This is a genomic window from Ruegeria sp. C6 (assembly GCF_056537625.1).
Genome location: NZ_JBQFRW010000001.1, coordinates 683,611 through 705,813, shown reverse-complemented (window position 1 = coordinate 705,813; position 22,203 = coordinate 683,611). Strand labels below are relative to the sequence as shown.

The window sequence follows — 22,203 nt, the reverse complement described above, 5'->3', positions numbered from 1 at the left end:
AGATCGTTTGAGGCAGAGCCTATCGCATGACGCCGCCTTTGTGAACGCTTTAGGCCGATTGCGGGATCGCACCCCGCTTGGCCATAAAACGTTGCAGCCGATCCAGCCCATCCTGAATGTCTTCGGTCGATCGCGCATAGGAAAATCGCAGCGTCGTGTGCCCGCGCACTGGGTCGAAATCCAGCCCCGGCGTCACGGCAACCCCGGCTTTGTCGAGAATCTCGGCTGCAAATGCCCGGCTGTCATCGGTCAAGTCTGAGACATCCGCGTAAACATAAAACGCCCCATCCGGCGGTGCGATATTGGTAAAACCGGCCTTGGGCAACCCGTCCAGCATCAACAGACGATTGCGGCGGTATACATCCAGATTTGCCTGCAATTCGTCGTTACAATCCATAGCTGCCAATGCGGCCACCTGACTGGCGTGAGGCGCGCAGATGAACATGTTCTGGGCAATCCGCTCAACCACCCGTACCTGATCCTCGGGCACAACCATCCAGCCAACGCGCCAGCCGGTCATCGAAAAATATTTGGAGAATGAGTTTATCACATAGCACTCATCCGTCAGCTCGAGCGCAGTGACGGCTTTGGCCTCGTATTCCAGCCCGTGATAAATCTCGTCACTGATGAACGATGCACCCTGCGCGTGCGCCGCATCGATCAGCGCCTGCATCGCCGCATGATCCAGCATTGTCCCAGTCGGGTTGGCAGGCGAGGCAACCATCAATCCCTGCAAATCAAGCCCCGTGAAATCGGCGGGCACCGGCTGCAGCCGGTTTTCCGGTGCTGTCGGCAAGTCTACCGGCACCAAACCCAATGCTTTCAGGATTTGCCTATATGAGGGATATCCCGGGGCACCAATCCCCACCCAATCACCGCTGTCGAACAGAGCGGTAAAGGCGAGCAAAAACCCGCCCGATGATCCCGGTGTGATGACCACCCGTTCTGGATTGAGATCAACGCCATACCATTCACCATACATCTGCGCGATCCGCTGACGAAGAGCGGGCAAACCCAAAGCCACCGTATACCCAAGCGGCCCTTGTTCCATGGCCTTCGCCAATGCTTCGGTTGCCCCTTTGGGTGCGCCGGTCCCCGGTTGACCTACTTCCATGTGAACGACATGCCGCCCGGCTTCTTCCGCCTTGCGCGCGGCCTCCATCACGTCCATCACGATGAAGGGATCGACCCCGGAACGGGTTGAGTTTCTCATGGCCATCTCCCATGTTGCAGCCATGGCTTTTGAACGCTTATCCCGGCTGGCGTCAATCCCGGCCGTGTTGCTGCTGGCAGTGACATGGTCGATCAGCGCCATGCAGGCCAGCGCGCAAAGCCTTATCCGCGATCCCGACATTGAACACGGGCTGCAAGAGCTTGCCTTTCCGATCCTGCGGGCCGCTGGCCTGAACACCAACCGGGTGCGCGTACTGATCGTCAATGATGGTACGTTCAATGCCTTCGTGATCGATTACAACACGATCTATATCAACTATGGCTTGATCCTGAGCGTCGATACGCCCGAGATGCTGCAAGCGGTGATCGCACACGAGGCCGCGCACATCGCCAACGGCCACTTGGCCAGACGCTCAGAGAACCTGCGCGCGGCACAACGTAACGCGCAGCTTGGGACACTTTTAGCGCTTGCAGCCGCAGCCGCAGGTGGCGGAGAAGCTGCTGCAGGAATTGCAGCGGGCACACAAGCCTCGGCGCTGCGCAGCTTTCTGGGCCATACGCGGGCCGAAGAAGCCTCGGCGGATCGAAGTGCTGCCAGCTATTTGCGTTGGGCGGGAGTATCTCCGCGCGGGATGGTCAACCTGCACCGTAAGTTCGCGGGGCAAGAGCTGTTGAACCCCGTCAATCAAGACCCCTACATGCGCTCACACCCTACCAGCCGCGAACGTTTGCGCGCGGCCGAGGCCTTTCTGAACGAATTCGGCGACAAGGCAGAGCAAAACGCAAATGCCGATTACTGGTTCGCGCGGATCAAAGGTAAGTTGTCAGCCTTTCTTCGATCCCCGACCTGGACCATGCGTCGCGCGGGCGAAGAAAAAGATCGTGACATACGCCTGATGCGCGAGGCATCGGCCCATCATCAAAATCGCGATCTCGCCAGTGCCCGCGCCGCAATCGATGGTGCGCTGGAGATTCGCCCTGACGATCCGTTTTTTTATGAATTGAAGGGCCAGATTCTATTGGAGAACCGGCGCGTGCGCGAAGCTGTGGATGCCTACGGTGCAGCCGTTGATATGGCGCCCAACAATGCCCTGATCCTCGCCGGTTACGGACGTGCTTTGCTGGCGGATGGCAAGACGAAGAAAGCCCTGCAAGTGCTTGAAAAGGCGCGCGCACGCGACTATCGCAATGCCCGGCTGATGCAGGATCTGGGTTCTGCCTATTCGCAGGTGGGCAACAACGGAATGGCGTCTGCGGTGACTGCAGAACGCTATGCGCTGCAGGGCCGACTTGATGATGCGGGCATACATGCTAAACGGGCTGTTGCACAGCTCCCCGAAGGCTCTCCGGGTTGGCAAAGGGCACAGGATGTGTTGATTGCCTCGGAGCGCGCAAAGAAGAAGAAACAGAGGAAACGGAAATGATCCTGAGACATGCTGCACCGGCCCTATTGGGTCTTTCCCTGATCACTGGTCCTGCGCAGGCGCTGGAATTGAACGCGATGAGCGACGCCGAGAAGGCCGAGTTTGGCGCACAGGTGCGCGAATACCTTCTGGAAAACCCCGAAGTGATCCTCGAGGCGATCAACATCCTTGAGGAACGCAATGCCGTTGCCGAGGCTCAGGCTGACAAGGAGCTCGTCGCGGCCAACGCTGACGAGCTTTTTAATGACGGTTACAGCTGGGTCGGTGGCAATCCGGACGGCGATGTTACTCTGGTCGAGTTCATGGACTACCGTTGCGGTTACTGCCGGCGCGCCGTGCCCGAAGTGGCCACCCTGCTGGCCGAGGACGGCAATATCCGTCTTGTGATTAAGGAATTGCCGATCCTGGGCGATGCCTCTGTAGCGTCATCCCGCTTTGCCATCGCAACAAAACAGGTGGCGGGAGACGATGCCTATAAGCAGGTGCATGACGCTCTGCTGGAATTCAGCGGCGAGCCCTCCGAGGTGACCCTGCGCCGGATTTCAGATGGGCTGGGTCTGGACAGCGACGCGATCATCGCGGCAATGAACAGCGATGAGGTCACCGAAGAAATCGCAAAAACCCGCGATCTGGCGCAAAAGCTGCGGATTTCAGGCACACCATCCTTTGTTCTGGGCACCGAAATGATGCGCGGGTACCTGCCCGCAGACCAAATGCTCCAGATCGCAAATGGAGTTCGGGCAGAACAGGGTTAAGTCATCACTGTAGGTTTCCAGCATGGATCGACGGAACCTCTTACTCACTGGAGGCGCGCTGAGTTTTATGGGCCTGTCTAAGCAACCCCTCGCTCAGCGCACCTCAAACTTCTTTGTACCGGCGGAAGAAGCGCCCCACGAACGCACATTTATGCAATGGCCGGTCAGCCGCAAAGTTTACCGTGACCAGATCTTTCTGGATATGGTGCAACAAACCATCGCGGAAATCGCGAACGCCATTTCCGCCTTTGAACCCGTGACAATGCTTGCGGCGGCAAAGCACCATGCGGATGCGCGTCAAAAACTTTCCTCATCAGTCGAGCTCTGGGATGTTCCAACCGAAGATTTGTGGTGCCGCGACGCAGGTCCAATCTTCGTGATCGACAATCGAGGCGGGATTGCGGTCACTCGTATCCAGTTCAATGGCTGGGGCCGGAAACAGGTGCACAAACACGATGCGCAAATCGCCAGTAAGGTTGCCGATCACCTCGGCCTGCCCCTGCTTCCGTCCGGCTTGAGGGGCGAGGCCGGTGGTGTAGAACAAGACGGGCATGGGTTGATCATGGCCCATGAAAGCTCGTGGGTGAATGAGAACCGCAATCCAGACCTGTCACGCAACGAAATTGAATCCCGATTACTGGCAGCCTATGGGGCTGACCGCATGGTCTGGTCTGATGGGGTCTGGGGCGAGGATATCACCGATTACCACATCGACAGTCTGGCGCGCTTCACCGGCCCTGGGCGCGTTTTGATCAACCTGCCAGACGAGCCGGATATGGATGATCCGTTTCATGTCGCGGCCCTTGATTCTCATGACCGTCTCGTCGCCGAAGGATTGCAGGTTGAGGTGATCCCTGAACCCAATAGGCGCCGAGTTAACGATCCCGAATTCGTGGCGTCTTACGCGAATTACTATGTTTGCAATAGCGGCATCGTGATGGCCCAGTTCGGAGACCGCGAAACCGATGAGATTGCACAGATGGCCCTGGCTCGTCACTACCCCGGGCGCGAGATCATTGCATTGAATGTCGACGTATTGGGCGAGCTGGGCGGCGGCATTCACTGCGCTACACAGCAAATGCCTGTTGCATAGGCCTTGTTACTCAGCAGCTTCAGCTGCCGCATCCAGCTCTGCTGCCTTCTTTTCGACCTCTTCAACGATGTGATCAATCATCTGGTCGTTTGACATCTTGTGGCTGGCTTTGCCTGCCAGATAGACCATGCCCGAGCCTGCCCCGCCACCGGTGAAACCGACATCTGTCATCAGCGCCTCACCCGGACCGTTCACGACACAGCCGATGATCGACAGGCTCATGGGTGTCTTGATGTGTTCCAAGCGATGTTCCAACGCCTCAACCGTTTTGATTACGTCAAAACCCTGTCGCGCGCAGGAGGGGCATGAGATGATGTTCACGCCGCGATGGCGCAAGCCCAGAGATTTCAGGATCTCATAGCCGACCTTGACCTCTTCCACCGGATCAGCAGACAGGCTGACGCGGATCGTGTCGCCAATGCCCATCCACAGCAGATTGCCCAGACCGATGGCCGATTTGATGGTGCCGCTGACCAGCCCTCCGGCCTCGGTGATGCCCAGATGGATGGGCGCATCCGTCGCCTCGGCAATGCCCTGATAAGCCGCGGCTGACAGGAATACGTCGCTGGCTTTCACACTGATCTTGAAATTGTGAAAGTCGTTGTCTTCGAGAATACGGATATGCTCCAACCCGCTCTCGACCATCGCTTCGGGGCACGGCTCGCCGTATTTCTCAAGCAGGTGCTTTTCCAGGCTCCCTGCGTTCACCCCGATCCGGATCGAGCAATTGTGGTCTCGCGCGGCTTTGATGACCTCTTTCACCCGTTTTTCATCGCCGATATTGCCCGGATTGATCCGCAGACAGGCCGCACCGGCCTCGGCGGATTCGATTCCGCGACGGTAGTGGAAATGAATATCAGCCACGATAGGAACAGGGCTTTCGCGCACGATCTCTTTCAGCGCTATTGACGAGGCCTCATCCGGGACCGAGACCCGCACGATATCCGCCCCCGCCTCTGCTGCCGCCTGCACCTGTGCCACGGTCGCAGCCACATCGGTGGTCAGCGTGTTGGTCATGGTCTGCACGGCAATCGGTGCGTCACCTCCGACGGGCACATTGCCAACCATGATCTGGCGGGATTTGCGGCGATAGATATTGCGCCAGGGGCGCACGTGATTGAGCGACATGAGGATCGATCCGGATCAGCCTGAATTGACCCTTAGATAGTTCGCCATCCCTTGGGGAGCAATGCCAAGATCACTCGGCGGGCGCTTCTGCCGCCTCGGTCTGCAACTCGGCCACCAGTTGCTTGAGTGCGCTGTTCTGATCGGCCTCAAGATCGGCAACTGCGAAGGTTTCTGCAACGGCATCTTTTGACAGAACAACACCTTTGGCCACCGTACCCGGCGCGCCCACAGGACCAAAATGTTCGCCATTCATCGAGAAATAGACCGACCCCGCGGCTCCTGCTCGCAGTTGCGGGGGTTCCTCGGTGAGCGGCACCTCGAACGTGCTGCCCTGCTCAACGGTGCCCAGAGTTCCTTCGAAAATCACGCTGCCATCGGCTGCCGTGACACGCATCCAAGCGGGGTTCACGGCCACGATCTTCAGCGTCGTATCCAGCTTTTCAACCACTTGAGGCAAGGCCGGGCGTTCAACCGTATGAACTTCGGTCACTTTGATTTGCGGAGGTTCAGGCGCGCGGAACGTTCCGACATTGCGCGGATCAAGCGTGGAAATCGGCGCATCCCGCGCCACCAGCACCGGCACATCAAGTGCCTGCGGACGATACAGACGATCCAGCGCTTCAGAGCTTGGCACCTCGGCGCTGGCCAGCTCGGTTCCCTCGGGCCGGGCCTGTGCGGCATCCAGCGGGTCAAGGTCTGTAAGCACGACGGGGGCCTGCTCAACCGGGCTGACCTGCACCTGCTGAATGCGGTTCAGAACCGACCAGCCCCCATAACCGATGCCGCCAATGACGGCCAACAGCACCAGCGTCGATCCAATAGCACGCGGTTCAATCTGGCTGACTACGGATTCGCGGCCCGGAATATAAGGCGTACTGGGCGAGACAAACGGATCACGCCCCATCGGCCCGCGTGAAGGCAAACCACCTTGCGCTTTTTTGACCACCGACGCCTCGGCCGACATGCCATGCGCAACCTCGAAACCGCTTTCCTGACAGAAGGTCGCAAAAGTATCATCGGGGTTCATGCCCAGATAACGGGCATATGAACGCACATACCCGGCGATGAAGCCGGGTGTGTCAAAGGCATCGGGATCTGCATTTTCGATGGCGGCGATGTAGTTGGCTTTGATTCGCAGTTCACGCTGCACATCCAGAAGCGACTTGCCCATCGTTGCACGTTCGCCGCGCATGACATCGCCAAGCCGTACCTCATAGTCATCAAAACCCTTGGGTCTGACGTCCATGTCTTCTTCGGAATCGCGCTGTGATCTGCGCCCAATCATTCCTGCTGCCCCATCTTTGCCTGTCGCGTGTTACGCGCAAACGTCGAATCGCCCCTATAACGATTCGTCCGCTTCTTTTGTTAGCGTAAGCTTAACACGCAGCAAACTCGTTGCACACTTTAGCGTGAGGTTATCCAGCAAGTTCGGCGCGATTTAGCGCACAATGTGACCAAAGTTCGTCCATCGCCTGCACCAGACGGTTCATTTCGTCGGGTCCATGCACCGGAGATGGCGTAAACCGCAGACGTTCGGTGCCGCGCGGAACGGTCGGGAAATTGATTGGCTGCACATAGATACCATAGTCATCCAGCAGCATATCGCTCAACTTCTTGGTGTGGACGGGGTTGCCAACGATCACCGGCACAATGTGGCTGCCGTGATCAATCAGAGGCATGCCAAGTCCTTTCAGCCTCAGCTTAAGAATGCTGGCCTGGGTCTGGTGCTGCTCGCGCAGTTCAGGCGCGCGCTTGAGATAGGCCACCGAGGCTGCCGCCCCTGCCGCAACCGCAGGTGGCAGCGAGGTAGTAAAGATAAAGCCCGGCGCATAGGACCGGATGGCGTCACACATCTTGGCACTCGCCGCGATGTAGCCGCCCATGACACCGTAGGCTTTGGCAAGCGTTCCGTTGATGATGTCAATGCGATGCGCCAACCGATCACGCTCGGTTACACCCCCGCCGCGGGGGCCGTACATGCCAACTGCGTGAACCTCATCAATATAGGTCAAAGCACCGAATTCATCGGCCAGATCGCAAATCTCTTCAATGGGTCCGAAATCGCCATCCATCGAATAGACCGACTCAAACGCGATCAGCTTGGGGGCTGCAGGGTCATCAGCCTCAAGCAACTCACGCAGATGTGCCACGTCATTGTGGCGGAAGATGCGTTTGGCACCCCCGTTGCGGCGCACGCCTTCGATCATCGACGCATGGTTCAGTGCATCGGAATATATAATCAGGCCGGGGAACAGTTTTGGCAGAGTGCTGAGTGTCGCGTCATTGGCGATATAGGCACTGGTGAATAGCAGTGCGGCTTCTTTGCCGTGCAAGTCCGCCAATTCAGCTTCCAGCCGTTTGTGATAGACTGTCGTGCCTGAAATGTTGCGCGTTCCGCCCGAGCCTGCGCCTGCGGCCTCCACCGCCTCGTGCATGGCCTCCAGAACAACAGGATTCTGACCCATGCCCAAATAATCATTGCCACACCACACGGTGATGTTCTGCTGCGAACCATCGGGACAAGTCCGTACCGCATGCGGAAAATGACCGTTCCGGCGTTCAATATCGATAAAGGTCCGATAACGTCCTTCGTCATGCAGCCTGGCAATCGCTGTATCGAGCTGAGCAGTATAGTCCAACGGACCCTCCTTGGATGCCCGGTTATTATAGCCCCGGGCGACTTTTTTCGCCACTTCACAAGCCGGGCTGGAAGTATGGCGTCGCGTTCATCTGTCCAACTGGCCTACAGCCGAACAGCTGAACCCAACTTTGATTTGCATCAAATAACGCCAAACGCCTAAACCGACAAGCAAAGTTACGACCACAAGACGCGAGGAAACGCCGCAGGCCTTTCCCCCAGATCCAGCACAGAAACCTGCTGGACGGTACCGCCCATGCTGATAGGCTCTGCCCAATTTCAAGACCTTCCCAGGAGACCCCTATGTCGCTTGACGCTGTACTGAGCCGGATCGACGCCGATCTGACCACCTCCATTGACCGCCTGATGGAGTTTCTGCGCATTCCCTCCATCTCGACTGACCCGGCCTTCAAGGACCAAGTCGACCAGGCTGCCGATTGGCTGGTGGCGGATCTGAAAAGTATCGGTATTGCAGCCGAAAAGCGCGAAACTCCGGGACATCCCATGGTCGTTGGCCATGTCGGTGAGGACAGCGGTGGGCCGCATGTTCTGTTCTATGGACACTATGATGTGCAACCTGTCGATCCGCTGGAGCTGTGGACACGCGATCCTTTCGATCCGGCTTTGGAAGACACTCCACACGGACAGGTGATACGCGGGCGCGGCGCTTCTGACGACAAAGGCCAACTGATGACCTTCGTCGAGGCCTGCCGCGCCTGGAAAGCAGTGCATGGCACCCTGCCCTGCCGCATCACGTTTTTCTTCGAAGGTGAGGAAGAATCCGGGTCGCCCTCGCTCGTGCCATTTCTCAAAGCAAACAAATCCGAGCTTCAGGCGGATCTCGCGTTGGTCTGTGATACTTCGATGGTGTCGCGGGGGGTGCCTTCGATAGCGTCGCAATTGCGCGGCATGCTCAAGGATGAATTCACAATCATCGGTCCCCGCATCGACCTGCATTCGGGCCACTATGGCGGGCCGGGTCTGAACCCGCTGCGGGAACTGTCGCGCATCGTCGCATCCTTCTATGATGAAGAAACCGGCCGCGTCGCAGTCGAAGGTTTTTACGAAGGCGTACACGAAGTCCCGGCCGAGCAGTTGCGCCAATGGGAGAATTGCGGGTTCGATGAAACGGAATACCTGAATTCGGTTGGCTATACCGAGCCGCACGGTGAAACAGGCTATTCCACGCTGGAACAACAATGGGCGCGACCCACGCTCGAAGTGAATGGCCTTTGGGGAGGTTACAACGGCGCGGGCTCCAAAACCGTTATCCCGTCCGAGGCACATTGCAAGATCACCTGCCGCCTGGTCGGCGACATGGACCCGGACGCGCTCCGCAAAAGGATCCGCAAACATGTCGAAGAGCGCCTGTCCACGGATGCTAAAGTGGTCTGGGACAGTGATCTCGAAGGCTCTCCTGCTTCGGTGATGAACCTTAGCCGCCCAGAATTCGAAGCGGCCCGCGGAGCACTTTCGGACGAGTGGAATCGCGAGGCCGTTTTCACCGGGATGGGCGGATCAATCCCAGTGGTTGGATATTTCAATACAGTGTTGGGGCTGGATTCGATGCTGGTTGGGTATGCCAATGACGATGATGCCATCCACTCGCCGAACGAGAAATACGACGTCAAAAGCTTCCACAGAGGCATCCGCTCGTGGGCCCGTATATTGGAAGCAATAAATAAATGAGGATCCTTTGCGAGGCTCTGCCTCGCGCTCCGAGGTATTTTCGGCCAGATGAAGTACGGATCCCCTGCTTCATCTGGCTATAAATATCTCGGGGGAGTCGCGGCTTGCCGCGGCGGGGGCAGAGCCCCCTGTCCTTACATGTGGATCACGCGTCCATAGGCATCCAGCACGCTTTCATGCATCATTTCAGACAGCGTCGGATGCGGGAAGACGGTGTTCATCAGGTCTTCTTCAGTGGTTTCCAACTGGCGACCGACCACATAGCCCTGAATAAGCTCTGTGACTTCGGCACCGATCATGTGTGCACCTAGCAGTTCCCCAGTCTTGGCATCGAAGACGGTCTTGATCAGTCCCTCGGGCTCACCAAGCGCGATGGCCTTGCCGTTGCCGATGAACGGGAAGCGTCCGACCTTGATGTCATAGCCCAGCTCTTTGGCCTTGGCTTCGCTATACCCAACCGAAGCGACCTGAGGCTGGCAATAAGTGCAGCCCGCGATGCTTTCAGGCTTGACCGGATGTGCGTGTTTGCCCGCGATCAGTTCCGCGACCATCACGCCTTCGTGGCTGGCTTTGTGTGCCAGCCAGGGCGCCCCGGCGATATCACCTATAGCGTAAAGCCCGTCTACCCCAGTGCGGCAGTATTCATCGGTGACCACGTGCGTGCGGTCGATCTTCACACCCAAGGCTTCAAGCCCGAGGTTTTCCACATTGCCGACGATGCCCACGGCCGAGATCACCGTGTCAAAATCGTGTTTCTCAACCTTGCCTTTCACCTCGATATGCGCAGTCACCTTGTCCTTGGCGCGGTCCAATTGTTTAACCATCGCCTTTTCCATGATGGTCATGCCCTGCTTGGTGAAAGCTTTCTTGGCAAATGCACTGATCTCGGCATCTTCGACAGGCAGCACTCGATCCATCACCTCGACCACGGTCGTGTCCGCGCCCAAAGTGTTATAGAAGCTGGCGAATTCGATCCCGATCGCACCCGAGCCGATGACCAGCAGTTTCTTGGGCATCCGCGGCGGTTGCAGCGCGTGTTTGTACGTCCAGACCAGATCGCCATCCGCTTCAAGGCCCGGCAGTTCGCGCGCCCGGGCACCGGTGGCCAGAACGATATTCTTCGCAGTTAGGTCTTCCGTGCCTTTGTCTGTTTTGACGCTGACCTTGCCCTTGGCGGGGATCGATGCCTCACCCATGACAACGGCGACTTTGTTCTTTTTCAGCAGATGACCTATACCGCCGGACAACTGCGCGGCAACACCGCGCGAGCGCTTCACAACCGCATCCAGATCGTAGCCGACCTTGTCTGCTTTCAAGCCAAAATCCTTGGCACGCTCCATCAGGTGGAACACTTCCGATGACCGCAGTAGTGCCTTTGTCGGGATACAGCCCCAGTTCAGGCAGATACCACCCAGATGTTCGCGCTCGACAACAGCGGTCTTCAGGCCCAGTTGCGCCGCGCGAATAGCGGCCACATAGCCACCGGGGCCAGCCCCGATTACGATCAGATCATAAGATTGTGCAGCCATGTTTCCCTCTCGGCACAGGTCAGTTCAAAAACTAGTTTACCGTTAAACTATTTTTTACAACGCATCAACATCAGAGCCCGCGACATATGTGACGCGGGGTCAAATCAGGTATTTGGAGCTGAATTCAGCCTATACCCACGTTACCGCAAAGGCTAGAACTGACGAATATGCACTACCAGTTTTTGACCTTCCCGATTTTCGAAAGGCGTATCATGGCTAAAACGCTCAAAGATTTACTGCTCGCTCTTTTGAACGCGACATTGATATTGTTGGCTTTATGCCTGTTTCTGGGGTGGAAACTTGCGCAGTCTGTCGATCAGATCCGGGTCGGGTTTGCTGAGAACCTGCAGGTCGTGGCGCCGCTACGAGATCAGGCGCAGGGAATTCGTGGGGAACTGGCCGCGTTGCGCAGCGATCTTGCAACCCTTAGCAGTCAGGGCACGCAACTCGATGCGGTCACGCGCCAACAGCTGAATGCGGCATTGCGACGTTTGGGTGATCTGGAGGGGAAGCTGGAAGACACTCAGGCCCGATTGGCGGGCCTGGTCGAAAAACCGGAAGACTTGATCGACTATGCCATCACGACATCTGCCGACACTGTCACCGACCGGCTTCTGATCCTTAAAGGCTGTGAGCCCGCGACCTAGGTCGCGGCCTGCAACTCGCGCACGGTCGACCCGTAGCCGCCATTGCTGACATATGCGGCTTCGTGTTCAGTAGTCGCGCGTTCCAACGCATCGTTGCGATATGGGAAACGACCGAACTTGCGGATCACCTCACGATGAGCGCGCGCATGTAGCAAATTGCTGTCGCCGCCTTCTGGCATCCGCTCGATCATAAGGCGCACGCAACGCTCCTGATCACACAGATTTTCCGAATGCATCATCGGCAGGTAAAAGAACTGCCGCGCCGGTTCGTCGATCTTAAGATCCCAGCCTTTGTCGACTGCGCATTTCGCTGCAGCCAGTGCAGCCCGATCCGATGCAAATGCCTGTTTGCTTCCCCGGAACATGTTGCGAGGCAACTGATCCATAAGGATAATATAGGCCAGTGATCCGCTGGGATAGGTCAACCAAAGCGAGAATTTCCCCTCGCACGCGGCTTCCCATGTTGAAAGAAATTTTTCCCGGATCCGCGCATCCAGCGCTTCATCCTGCAGGTACCACCCCTCGGGGCCAACCTCATCTAACCAAAAACTCAATACTTCTTCAGGACCTACCATTGCCCTAGACTCCGTAATTGCCCTCCCCAGGACGTAACGTCATTAAAATCACTTTTACAGATTTGTGACAGTAACATATTGCAACACAAAAGTCACATTTCCGGCGCTCAGGCGGGTTCTTGCGTATCCTGCTCGTCCTGGGCTGCTTCAATGGCGACCTCTTGCGCAACTTCCAGGGCAACGGGCGAAGATGTCGGGTAGATCGGGGCAATCGATCCGGTTTCATCCACGGGTTTGTAGACGCGCTGGGTCATACGATAGGCCGCATAGGCGGCCATGATGAACATCAGCGCCGCGATGAACAGGAAAAAGCCTTGTGGGCCGAGCACGCCAGCCCCCATTAGCCAACCGGTGATAATTGGACCTGCGATTGCGCCCAAGCCGTTAATAAAAACCAGACCGCCCGAAGCCGCCGACATATCGTCATACTCCAAGTAGTCATTGGTATACGCGATCAACAGAGAATAGAGCGGGCTTGTCATGCCGCCGATGATAAAGGCAGCTACGAGAAGCATGGTGAAAGTGACGCCCAGTATCATGCCTATCACGGCGCCTACCCCACCAACAGCGGCCACCAGCATGATCAGCAGACGGCGGTCCATTCTGTCGGACATCCAGCCCAACGGATATTGTAGGACTACGGCGCCGATATAAAACACCGCGACGAAGGTCGAAATCTCGACCAGACTCAACCCCACCTGAGCGCCATAAACGGCGCTCATCCCGAATTGCGCTGAGAATATCCCGCCCAACAAGAACATGCCGACACAGCCCAGTGGCGATGTTTCCATCAGTTGGCGTAATGTCATCGGTTTGGTGGTATCGAACGCCGGTGTTGGAGAGATGGACAGCAGAATAGGCGCAAATGAGATCGAAACCAGAATAGAAGCGATGACAAAGGTCTCATATCCCGCCGGGTCACCGACCAGCAGCAATGCCTGAGCACTCACGACCCCCGTCATCTGCACCATCATATAAAGCGACAGCGCCTGTCCCCGATTCTCGTTGTTGGCCGCGTTGTTCAGCCAGCTTTCCGCCGTCACGTACACGCCCGAGAAACAGAATCCGATAATCACACGGCCCAGCGACCATGCAATCGGATCCGTGAGCATCGGATACATGATCATGACGGCTGAGATAAAGGAAGCCAGCGCTGCGAATACGCGCACGTGACCAACTCGCCGGATCATCTCGGGGGCCAAACGCGAACCACCTAGGAAGCCAAGGAAATAGGCCGACATAACAAAAGACATCTCGAGGGTCGAAAAGCCCTCGATTTCGCCGCGCACACCCAGCAACGTGCCCTGCAGGCCGTTGCCGACCATCAGCAATCCCATTCCCAAAAGAAGCGCCCAAGCGCTGGAAAGAACCTGAAGCATTCTGTCTATCCAAAATTGCCGGTGTGTTTTGTCCGCTTTGCCGTCAATGACGAAGCACGTCGCGCTTGTCTACGACATTGTAAGGGCGCAGATGGCCAAGATACGACTATGGTATAAGCAGAGACCCGTCGCCGTATGAGAAAAAGCGATATTCTTCTGCGATAGCGTGGTCATAGACCGACTTGACCCGATCCTGCCCAATCAACGCCGAAACCAGCATCAGCAATGTGGATTTCGGCAGGTGGAAGTTGGTCATCAGCGCATCAGTGACGTGAAATTCAAAACCTGGGTATATGAAGATATCGGTCTCGCCTTCCCACGGCGCGATCCGGCCGCGTCGTGCTGCGCTTTCGATCAGTCGAAGGGCAGTTGTGCCCACCGGGATAACGCGCCCGCCCGCTTCTTTGGTCGCCGCAATCTCGGCAGCGGCCTGCGCGCTGACCCGTCCCCATTCGGCGTGCATCTTGTGGGTGGTCACGTCTTCCACTTTGACCGGCAGAAATGTGCCTGCCCCCACATGCAGTGTGACATGCGTGAACTCGACACCGCGCTCCGATAGCGCCTGCAAAAGCGCATCATCAAAATGCAAGGACGCGGTTGGGGCCGCTACGGCTCCGGAGTTTCGCGCCCACACAGTTTGGTAGTCGGTCTTGTCTTGTTCATCCGCCGCACGTTTCGCTGCGATGTAGGGAGGCAACGGCATCGCGCCGGCCTGCTCCAACGCTTGATCGAAATCCTCTCCGGTCAGGTTAAAGCGCAGATAGGCTTGGCCATCGGCAACTCGGTCCAGGGTTGCGCTCAGATCGTCTGAGAATACGATCTCTTCGCCCGGTTTGATCTTCTTAAGCGGCTTGATCAGCGCGGCCCAACAACCATCAGATTGCGGGTCCAGCAATGTCGCCTCAATCGCGGCAGATACCGGCCCTTGCGCGCTGTCACGGTGGCGGCGACCGCTGAGGCGAGCGGGAATGACGCGGGTGTCGTTCAGCACCAGACGGTCCCCGGGCTGCAATATGTCCGGCAGATCGAACACGCGCCGGTCCTGAACAGCATCACCCTGCGCAAGCAGCAGTCGCGCGGACGAGCGCGGGCTGGCGGGACGCGTGGCAATCAGGTGTTCGGGCAGGTGGAAGTCAAAGTCGCTGAGTTTCATGGCCGCGCCATACATCGGCCCGACAGATTCGGCCACAGCTCAGATCAGCGATCCTCACCACGTGTCTGGAAGGCGGGATTGGGTTCGCCAGATCGATCCGGTGTGGCATTCGGGCCATCCGAGACCGTTGGCGCAGGCTCGCGCAACAGGTTGCGCAGAAACAGAGGTGCGAGACCAGACAGAGGATTGACCGAAACTTGCGGGTCGGACAGCGGTCCGGACAAAGTGTAGTTGAAGGCAAAGATACCTTCCCCCTTTTTGGTCAGAACGCTGCCAATTGCATTGACCAGATAGATCGGTGAAATCGCGCCGCGCAGGTTCAGCATCCCGGCTACAGTGTCGACCGTACCATCAAAGGACAGCCCCATTGATGGCCCCACGGCACTACCGCTCAGCACTTTCACCTCGGTCGGAGTGATACGCATTTTGCTGTCGATGGCTGCGAAGAAAATACCTTGCCCCGCCATTTCATCCAGCAACCCCACCAGACTGATCGCGTTCAATATCGCTGCCATGGCCGGGGCGTCCGTGATCCGCGTATTTTTGATTTTCAGGTCGACGTCATAGTTTCCAGGCTCTGCGATCGGATCCAGCTGCAATTGCATTGTTCCACCGCGTGCCTGCGTCAGAACCCCCGCTGATCGCAGAACTGCCCCTGCATCGTCCGAGGTTAGACCAACCGCAGATCGGGACGCGCGCGGGGTGACCTGACCGCGGATCGCTGCACCGCCATTGACTTGCGACGCAAAGCTGCCGGTCAGTCCGCCAGTGGTTTGAAACGAGCCAGTCAACCCGGTCAACGCAACGGATTCAGTGACTTGTAGTCGGTCCAGCTTCACATCCAGCTTTGGCCCGGGCCCGGCAGCACCACCGCTGCTACCTCCCTCACCGATGGTGGATTTTCCCAGATCAAGCACGCCGCCCAACACACGGATATCTGGCAGCGCGGCACCACGCCCAATCAATTCCGCCGGAACTGCAAGCCAGTCGCCCAGTTCGAACGTGCTGAACCGTACCCTTTCGAACCCGCCATCCCGGAACGAGATCGCTGCAGTTGTCCGTAGACCAGCAGCGTTGATCCGAAGGGAATCGACACTTAGCTGAGCGCCCAGCGTGGCCTCGGCAGTCAGAGAGCCGCCAGTGCTGGCTGATTTGCGCCATCCAAGCTCAGGGATCGCCAGCGCGACACCAACCAGATCGGATTGTGCGGACAAGCGCGGGGGCTCACCCGCACCAAGACTCAGGCTGAAATCGGCGATCCCCTCTCCGGTCAACATGCCGCGCGGCAGTCCGGCATTGATTTGTTCCATCAGACGCGGGGAGAATTCGATTTGACCTGTCAGTTCGCTTTGCTGCGGGGTTTCGCCTCCGATCGGCTGCCGCCAAAGCGCTTCAACCGGTACAACACCAAACAGCCCCTCGCCCTGGATGGCCACTTGCGTCTGGTCGCCGCTCAGGTCCAATCGGTCTGCGCTGACTTCAAATCCGGGTACCAGCTTGCTGCTGTCCAAATTCGACAACTCGCCAACGAAATGGAACCTGGTATCTTCCAGCTTCAGGCCCTTGATCAGCGGCAAGGAAAGCGTTCCACTCAGACTGACCTGACCGTCGGCCAGATCCACCGGCAGATTGGCCTTGGTCAACAGTTGCAGCGGCGGGCGGTCCAGCAATGACATGGCTGCGGTTACACTGCCGCTGGCCTTAATCCGCGCAATGGCCGGGGTGGTTTTTTTGATGCCGGTATCGGGAATGATGAACGAGGTGCCCGAGGCATCAACAGCACCTCCTTCATCCGCGATCACAATCCCCGTTTGCGCCGAGACGGTAAAGCGCCGGTTGAGCAGGCTGGCCTGCCCCTGCGCGTCTTGGATAGTTGGCAACGTCTTGGCGAACCGAATCTCGGTCTCGTCGAATTCGAAATCCGCATAGATGTCCGGCTTTTCGCCGGGCCGTAGACGCAGGGCGAAATCCAGATCGGACATTTCTCCGTGATAGAGGTTATCGGTGACCCAAAGGCGCGGTTTCGGGGCAAGTCGTTCGGGCCAGTAGTTCAACAGCTGATCAGAGCTCATCCGATCAATCTGCGCGTCAATGGCTGCGACCCAGCCGTCGGTCAAACCAGCCAGAGACCCGCTGAGCCGTGCGCGATGTGCACCATCTTCAACCGTCATTTGCCCCAGCTGTATACGGAACGGCGCAAGTTTCATCTGGAAATCAACATCGGCCCGCGTCAGATTCAGTGCTTCGGGGAACAGATTGGCCGGGTTGATCTCAATCCCGCTGAGGCGGAACTGCCCCGACATACTGTCCAACCCGCCAGCTTTGACCCCATGTAGAAAGGCCTTGCCATCTGCCTGCACCGTACCCCAGGCAGACTGGATCGAGACTTCATTGAAATCCAGCGCCTGTTGTTTCGGGTCGTAGGTAAAATACGTCCGCGCCGCGTCGAATTTGATCGGTGTTGTTTCAGGCGTGGGCTGCACGGCGCCTGCACCCAGATTCAACGTGGCAAAGACCGGCCCCAGCGCGCCCTCAGTATCAATGCCACCCCTCAAAGCACCTGAGATCGGTGTGCGAAGTACCTGCATCCATGCCAGCGCCGGGCTGTGGCCTGCGATATCCTCGGCGGGAAGATCGGTGATCGAGATGCCGAACTGCGCAGCGGGACTGCCCAGCAAACTGGTATAGTTGGCCTCGATCGTGCTGACATAATCGCGACCGGCCAGCACCGAGAAATTGGTGGCCAGACGAACCTCACCCGCGCTGCGGTTGGCCTGAATACGCCCGCCGTCCAGCACCCAGGACCGGCCCAACCGCAGGTCCTGATAGTCCAGCGTAATTGTATCCAGTTCGACCGAGGTCAGGGCTGACAAAATAGGTGCCTGGAACACCTCGTCCGATGATTCAATCAGCTGCGCCAGGTTCCGGGCCTGACCGACCGGCGCACTTCCGGCACCGACGGTCAGCGACAGCGCTCCATCGACACCCCTTGTCAGTGCAATCTGCGCGCCTTGCAATATGATCCGCTTCGGGCGCACATGCCCGCGCAACAGCGGGCGCATCGACAGGCTGGCCCGCAGGTCGGACACTTCGGCAATCTGCCGTCCGTCCGCATCGCTGATACGAACATCAGTCAGTCGCAGTCGCGGACGCCAGCCTTCATGAATGATGAAACTGACATCGCCGAACCGAACTTTGACGCCACCCAATGTCTGATCAAGGCGCGCCTCGACCCGGTCGCGCAACCAATCCGGCGCGTGCATGCGCTGGCCGACAACCATAAAGCCGGTGACCAGTGCCAGAAATCCAAGGATGAAGACACCGCGCAATGTCCACAGGCCTGCGGTCCGACGCCGCGACCGACGGCGGGGTTTCTTATCCGCCTTCGTGTCATCCTGCTGTTCTTGCTGGACCAATTTGCGTCTCACGCCTTTCAACCTGTCAACGGAGCCCTATGATATGCGGCAACCGTTAATTTCTCAGCCGGAGTTTGAATATGCCCGAAGTCTCAGACATCGCACCCGACTTTACACTGCCTCGCGACGGCGGCGGCGAGGTGACCCTGTCGGAACAGCGTGGCCGCGCGGTCGTTCTGTTTTTCTATCCCCGCGATGATACGCCGGGCTGCACCAAGGAATCCATCGGTTTCTCGGAACAACTACAAGCCTTTGCGGATGCGGGTGCTAACGTTTTCGGCATCTCGCGCGATACCTTGGCAAAGCATGACAAATTTGTCGCCAAGCACGGCCTGACGACGCCGCTTTTGTCCGATGAGGGTCAGAGCGTGTGCGAAGATTATGGCGTCTGGGTCGAAAAGAACATGTACGGACGCAAATCCATGGGCATCGAACGCTCGACCTTTCTGATTGATGCGGATGGAAAAATCGCCCGTGTCTGGCGCAAGGTGAAAGTGCCGGGTCATGTGGACGAAGTGTTGGAGGCCGCACGCGCGCTCTAGCCCTCTCGACCCGCGCGGGCATCAAGGGTATGACCCGCGCGGAGTGCAGCGTAAGGGGGCAAGCGTGTCAAAAACACTGACCGAAATGGCGACCGAGATTCTGACCACATCGGTCGGGCGCGAGAAGACTGCTCTGTCCAAACGCTATGCCGCCGAATGGTTTGCCGCCCGAAAAGGCGAAGCACCCGAGATCGCAGTGGGCACTGCCGAGCCTCCGCTTTACCCTGCGCGTCCCGATAAACCCGAGCTGTTATCGCCCCGCGATGTACCCCGCCGCAGGCCGGGGTCAGAAGCAGGTCGTATCGCGCTGTTGCACGCCGTTGCCCATATCGAATTGAACGCGGTGGACCTGCACTGGGACATCATCGCCCGGTTCGGGGATGTGCCCATGCCCATCGGGTTCTACGATGATTGGGTGAAATGCGCCGAAGAAGAATCACGCCATTTTGAGATGGTCTGCGACTGCCTCGAACAGATAGGCAGCCATTATGGTGCCCTGCCCGCCCATGCAGGCATGTGGCGCGCCGCCGAGGACACTGCCGAGGATCTTATGGGTCGTCTTGCCGTCGTCCCAATGGTGCTTGAGGCACGTGGGCTGGACGTGACCCCCGGAATGATCGACATTTTCCGCAAGGCCAAGGCTGACGACGCAGTCGCTGCACTGGAAGTGATTTATGCCGAGGAAGTTGGTCACGTCGCCTATGGCTCGAAATGGTTCCACTTCTTGTGCGGGCGCGAGAATGCCGACCCCAAGGATGTATTCCACGCCCTCGTCCGCCGCTATTTCCACGGCGCGCTGAAACCACCATTTAACGAAGAGAAACGGGCCGAGGCCGGACTGCCGCCAGATTTCTATTGGCCCCTGACCGAAGACCTGCCACCACCCGGAGTTGTGTCGGACTGACAGCAAATGCTCGCTATCGGCAAGTTCTCGCCGATCACGTGCGGTAATTCTCCGTTCATAGCTCTTGATTGGTTAACAAACTTGCCCGAATGCCTCGACCGCTTTATGCAATCGCGTCAAGGAGCGGCTACTCACTCACGACCGGCTCCGAGATATGGGGACAATTGAGGTAGGACGCGTGCGGACACGTCTGGCAATTAAACTACACTCACTGCTCGAGCGGCACTTTCCAGAGCGCCGTGTTTTTCTGAAATCTGACAACGACACGCGGTTCATCCGACTGAGTTCTGAAACTCAGATCGCTGCAGTCGCCGGTGTGTCGGTGATGGTCGCCTGGACCGCGATTGCCACGTCAGTTCTGTTGATGGACAGCATCGGATCGGGCAATTTCCGGGAACAGGCCAAGCGCGATCAGGCTACGTATCAAGAACGTCTGAACATCCTGTCGGAAGAGCGCGATGCGCGTGCGGCCGAAGCGCTGGCTGCACATGACAGGTTCAACGCAGCTCTGGAACAGATTTCGGTCATGCAGTCCGAATTGCTGGAATCCGAGAACCGCCGGCGCGAGCTGGAGACCGGCATCGAGGTGATCCAAACCACGCTGCGCGCCACTATGAAGCAGCGCGAAGACGCGCGGACCAAACTGGCCGAACTGCAACCCAGCAATGATGCGGACGCGGCTTATGCGATGGCATCGGCAAACCCGGAACAGATGGCATTTATGACCGATGCCCTGGCCCGGACCGCGGCGCAGCGCGACCAGATCGCTGCCGATGCGCAAGGCGCGTTGGACCAGCGTGACGAGCTAGAGCTTGAAATCCGCCTGATGCAGGAGCGCAGCGACGAGATTTTCCGCCAGTTGGAAGAGGCGATGCTGATCTCAGTCGAACCTCTCGACAAGATGTTCCGCAGCGCGGGCATGCCAACAGATCGTATCCTCGACGAAGTTCGGCGCGGATATAGCGGTATGGGCGGTCCGCTGACCCCTTTATCCTTCAGCACCCGCGGTGAGGAACTGAGCCCCGACCAGATCCGCGCCAATATCCTGCTGGAACAGATGGACCAGCTGAACCTCTATCGCATCGCTGCGGAAAAGGCCCCCTTCGCCAGCCCGGTGCGCGCCGCTGTCCGTTATACCAGTGGCTACGGAACCCGCCGCGACCCCAAAACCGGCGGCCGGCGCATGCATAACGGGTCGGATTTCGCCGGTCCTCGCGGGACCGATATCTTTGCGACCGCCGATGGCGTTGTCACCCATGCGGGCTGGCAATCCGGTTTCGGAAAGCTGGTGAAAATCAAACACGCCTTCGGGATTGAGACACTTTACGCTCATAACAGCAATCTTCGCGTTAAGGTTGGCCAAAGGGTCTCGCGCGGGGACCATATTGCTGATATGGGTACCACCGGACGATCGACCGGCACGCATCTGCACTATGAGGTGCGCGTGAACGGAAAACCCATGAACCCAATGACTTACATCAAGGCTGCGAGAAATGTTTTCTAAGAGCAAAATCAACGAACCCGGGTCGAAAGAGACTGAGGCAGCAAAACCGGCCGCTCCGGCCACTCCGGCAACACCTGCACCGGCTGAAACAAAGGCCAGCACCCCTCCCAAGCCCAAGCCACCGGCATCGGTGCTGTCCTCGGATCTGCACATCACCGGTAACATCAAGACCTCGGGCGATATCCAGGTCGAGGGCACCGTCGAAGGCGACATCCGCGCCCATCTGCTGACCATCGGCGAGACCGCCACCATCAAGGGCGAAGTCACTGCAGATGACGTAGTGGTCAACGGCCGTATCGTGGGCCGCGTCCGCGGCCTGAAGGTCCGCCTGACCTCGACCGCCCGCGTCGAAGGCGACATCATTCACAAGACCATCGCCATTGAAAGCGGCGCGCATTTCGAAGGTTCGGTGCAGCGTCAGGACGACCCGCTGAACCCGGGCCGCAGCGGCAAATCGGGTGCCAACCCGGCGGCTGAAGTGAAGCAGTAAACACTTATCGGCAAGACCAATCAGCAACGCCGCAGGATACCCTGCGGCGTTTTTTTTGTTTTGGGGTGTTCGTCTAAATCTAACAATGTCCTCAATGCGGGACGAAGCGGCCTTACACCGCGCAAGTGCCGCAATGCGCTTGGTTGATCAGGAGGGCTTGGTCT

General features: G+C 58.1%; 18 protein-coding genes. 9 read left to right on the top strand and 9 right to left on the bottom strand.

Features of this window, described 5'->3' with window-relative positions; translation table 11 throughout:
- Positions 1-49: 49 nt before the first annotated feature.
- Positions 50-1,213 carry a pyridoxal phosphate-dependent aminotransferase gene (locus tag ACR0MJ_RS03485; protein WP_480759231.1) on the bottom strand — a complete coding sequence of 388 codons (1,164 nt, stop codon included), beginning with the start codon at positions 1,211-1,213 and terminating at the stop codon, positions 50-52.
- On the opposite strand from ACR0MJ_RS03485, the gene ACR0MJ_RS03480 reads away from it, so the two are divergent.
- The 3 genes from ACR0MJ_RS03480 to ACR0MJ_RS03470 are packed head-to-tail and all read left to right on the top strand — an operon-like array spanning position 1,212 to position 4,445.
- On the top strand, positions 1,212-2,597 hold the full coding sequence (locus ACR0MJ_RS03480) for a M48 family metalloprotease (protein WP_480759228.1): 1,386 nt from the start codon (positions 1,212-1,214) through the stop codon (positions 2,595-2,597). The two genes, ACR0MJ_RS03485 and ACR0MJ_RS03480, sit on opposite strands and share 2 nt — an antisense overlap.
- Entirely contained in the window at positions 2,594-3,352 is a 759-nt protein-coding gene (locus ACR0MJ_RS03475; protein ID WP_480561366.1) for a DsbA family protein, read from the top strand. The genes ACR0MJ_RS03480 and ACR0MJ_RS03475 overlap by 4 nt, the downstream gene beginning before the upstream one ends.
- A gap of 22 nt (positions 3,353-3,374) precedes the next feature.
- The gene (locus tag ACR0MJ_RS03470; protein WP_480759224.1) at positions 3,375-4,445 is read left to right on the top strand and encodes an agmatine deiminase family protein; all 1,071 of its coding nucleotides are present in this window, start codon (positions 3,375-3,377) and stop codon (positions 4,443-4,445) included.
- A 6-nt stretch (positions 4,446-4,451) separates the two neighbouring features.
- Here the strand turns inward: ACR0MJ_RS03470 and ispG are convergent, their stop codons facing one another.
- From ispG to hemA, 3 genes are all read right to left on the bottom strand, one after another.
- Positions 4,452-5,573: a flavodoxin-dependent (E)-4-hydroxy-3-methylbut-2-enyl-diphosphate synthase gene (gene ispG / locus ACR0MJ_RS03465; RefSeq protein ID WP_480613267.1), complete on the bottom strand. Its 1,122-nt coding sequence runs from the start codon at positions 5,571-5,573 to the stop codon at positions 4,452-4,454.
- A 70-nt stretch (positions 5,574-5,643) separates the two neighbouring features.
- Positions 5,644-6,858, bottom strand: coding sequence for a helix-turn-helix domain-containing protein (locus ACR0MJ_RS03460; RefSeq protein ID WP_480759222.1), 1,215 nt, complete (start codon positions 6,856-6,858; stop codon positions 5,644-5,646).
- A gap of 130 nt (positions 6,859-6,988) precedes the next feature.
- Positions 6,989-8,212, bottom strand: a complete 1,224-nt coding sequence (gene hemA, locus ACR0MJ_RS03455) for a 5-aminolevulinate synthase (protein WP_170403046.1) — start codon at positions 8,210-8,212, stop codon at positions 6,989-6,991.
- Between the two features lie 302 nt (positions 8,213-8,514).
- Between hemA and ACR0MJ_RS03450 the strand changes: the two genes are divergently transcribed.
- A complete protein-coding gene (locus ACR0MJ_RS03450) occupies positions 8,515-9,900 on the top strand; it encodes a dipeptidase (RefSeq protein ID WP_480759217.1) in 1,386 nt (461 codons plus the stop codon).
- A 134-nt stretch (positions 9,901-10,034) separates the two neighbouring features.
- Here ACR0MJ_RS03450 and lpdA read toward each other — a convergent pair whose 3' ends face one another.
- Positions 10,035-11,429 (bottom strand): dihydrolipoyl dehydrogenase, encoded by a 1,395-nt coding sequence (gene lpdA / locus ACR0MJ_RS03445; protein ID WP_170733358.1) that lies wholly within the window; start codon positions 11,427-11,429, stop codon positions 10,035-10,037.
- A gap of 212 nt (positions 11,430-11,641) precedes the next feature.
- Between lpdA and ACR0MJ_RS03440 the strand changes: the two genes are divergently transcribed.
- The gene (locus tag ACR0MJ_RS03440) at positions 11,642-12,076 is read left to right on the top strand and encodes a hypothetical protein (RefSeq protein ID WP_170598068.1); all 435 of its coding nucleotides are present in this window, start codon (positions 11,642-11,644) and stop codon (positions 12,074-12,076) included.
- Here the strand turns inward: ACR0MJ_RS03440 and ACR0MJ_RS03435 are convergent.
- The 4 genes from ACR0MJ_RS03435 to ACR0MJ_RS03420 form a co-directional block, all read right to left on the bottom strand.
- Positions 12,073-12,651, bottom strand: a complete 579-nt coding sequence (locus tag ACR0MJ_RS03435; RefSeq protein ID WP_170598066.1) for a DUF924 family protein — start codon at positions 12,649-12,651, stop codon at positions 12,073-12,075. The genes ACR0MJ_RS03440 and ACR0MJ_RS03435 overlap by 4 nt on opposite strands.
- 107 nt (positions 12,652-12,758) lie before the next feature.
- On the bottom strand, positions 12,759-14,030 hold the full coding sequence (locus tag ACR0MJ_RS03430) for an MFS transporter (protein WP_170403056.1): 1,272 nt from the start codon (positions 14,028-14,030) through the stop codon (positions 12,759-12,761).
- Positions 14,031-14,136: 106 nt separating this feature from the next.
- Positions 14,137-15,183, bottom strand: coding sequence for a tRNA preQ1(34) S-adenosylmethionine ribosyltransferase-isomerase QueA (gene queA, locus ACR0MJ_RS03425; protein ID WP_480760281.1), 1,047 nt, complete (start codon positions 15,181-15,183; stop codon positions 14,137-14,139).
- 44 nt (positions 15,184-15,227) lie between these two features.
- Positions 15,228-18,611: a YhdP family protein gene (locus tag ACR0MJ_RS03420; RefSeq protein WP_480759213.1), complete on the bottom strand. Its 3,384-nt coding sequence runs from the start codon at positions 18,609-18,611 to the stop codon at positions 15,228-15,230.
- A gap of 68 nt (positions 18,612-18,679) precedes the next feature.
- Between ACR0MJ_RS03420 and ACR0MJ_RS03415 the strand changes: the two genes are divergently transcribed.
- The 4 genes from ACR0MJ_RS03415 (at position 18,680) to ACR0MJ_RS03400 (ending at position 22,039) form a co-directional block, all read left to right on the top strand.
- On the top strand, positions 18,680-19,141 hold the full coding sequence (locus ACR0MJ_RS03415) for a peroxiredoxin (RefSeq protein ID WP_480759210.1): 462 nt from the start codon (positions 18,680-18,682) through the stop codon (positions 19,139-19,141).
- An 85-nt stretch (positions 19,142-19,226) separates the two neighbouring features.
- Positions 19,227-20,045, top strand: coding sequence for a ferritin-like domain-containing protein (locus ACR0MJ_RS03410; protein ID WP_480760277.1), 819 nt, complete (start codon positions 19,227-19,229; stop codon positions 20,043-20,045).
- 178 nt (positions 20,046-20,223) lie between these two features.
- A complete protein-coding gene (locus ACR0MJ_RS03405; RefSeq protein ID WP_170422207.1) occupies positions 20,224-21,549 on the top strand; it encodes a DUF5930 domain-containing protein in 1,326 nt (441 codons plus the stop codon).
- Positions 21,539-22,039: a bactofilin family protein gene (locus tag ACR0MJ_RS03400; protein WP_170396528.1), complete on the top strand. Its 501-nt coding sequence runs from the start codon at positions 21,539-21,541 to the stop codon at positions 22,037-22,039. The genes ACR0MJ_RS03405 and ACR0MJ_RS03400 overlap by 11 nt, the downstream gene beginning before the upstream one ends.
- The last annotated feature ends 164 nt before the right edge of the window (positions 22,040-22,203 follow it).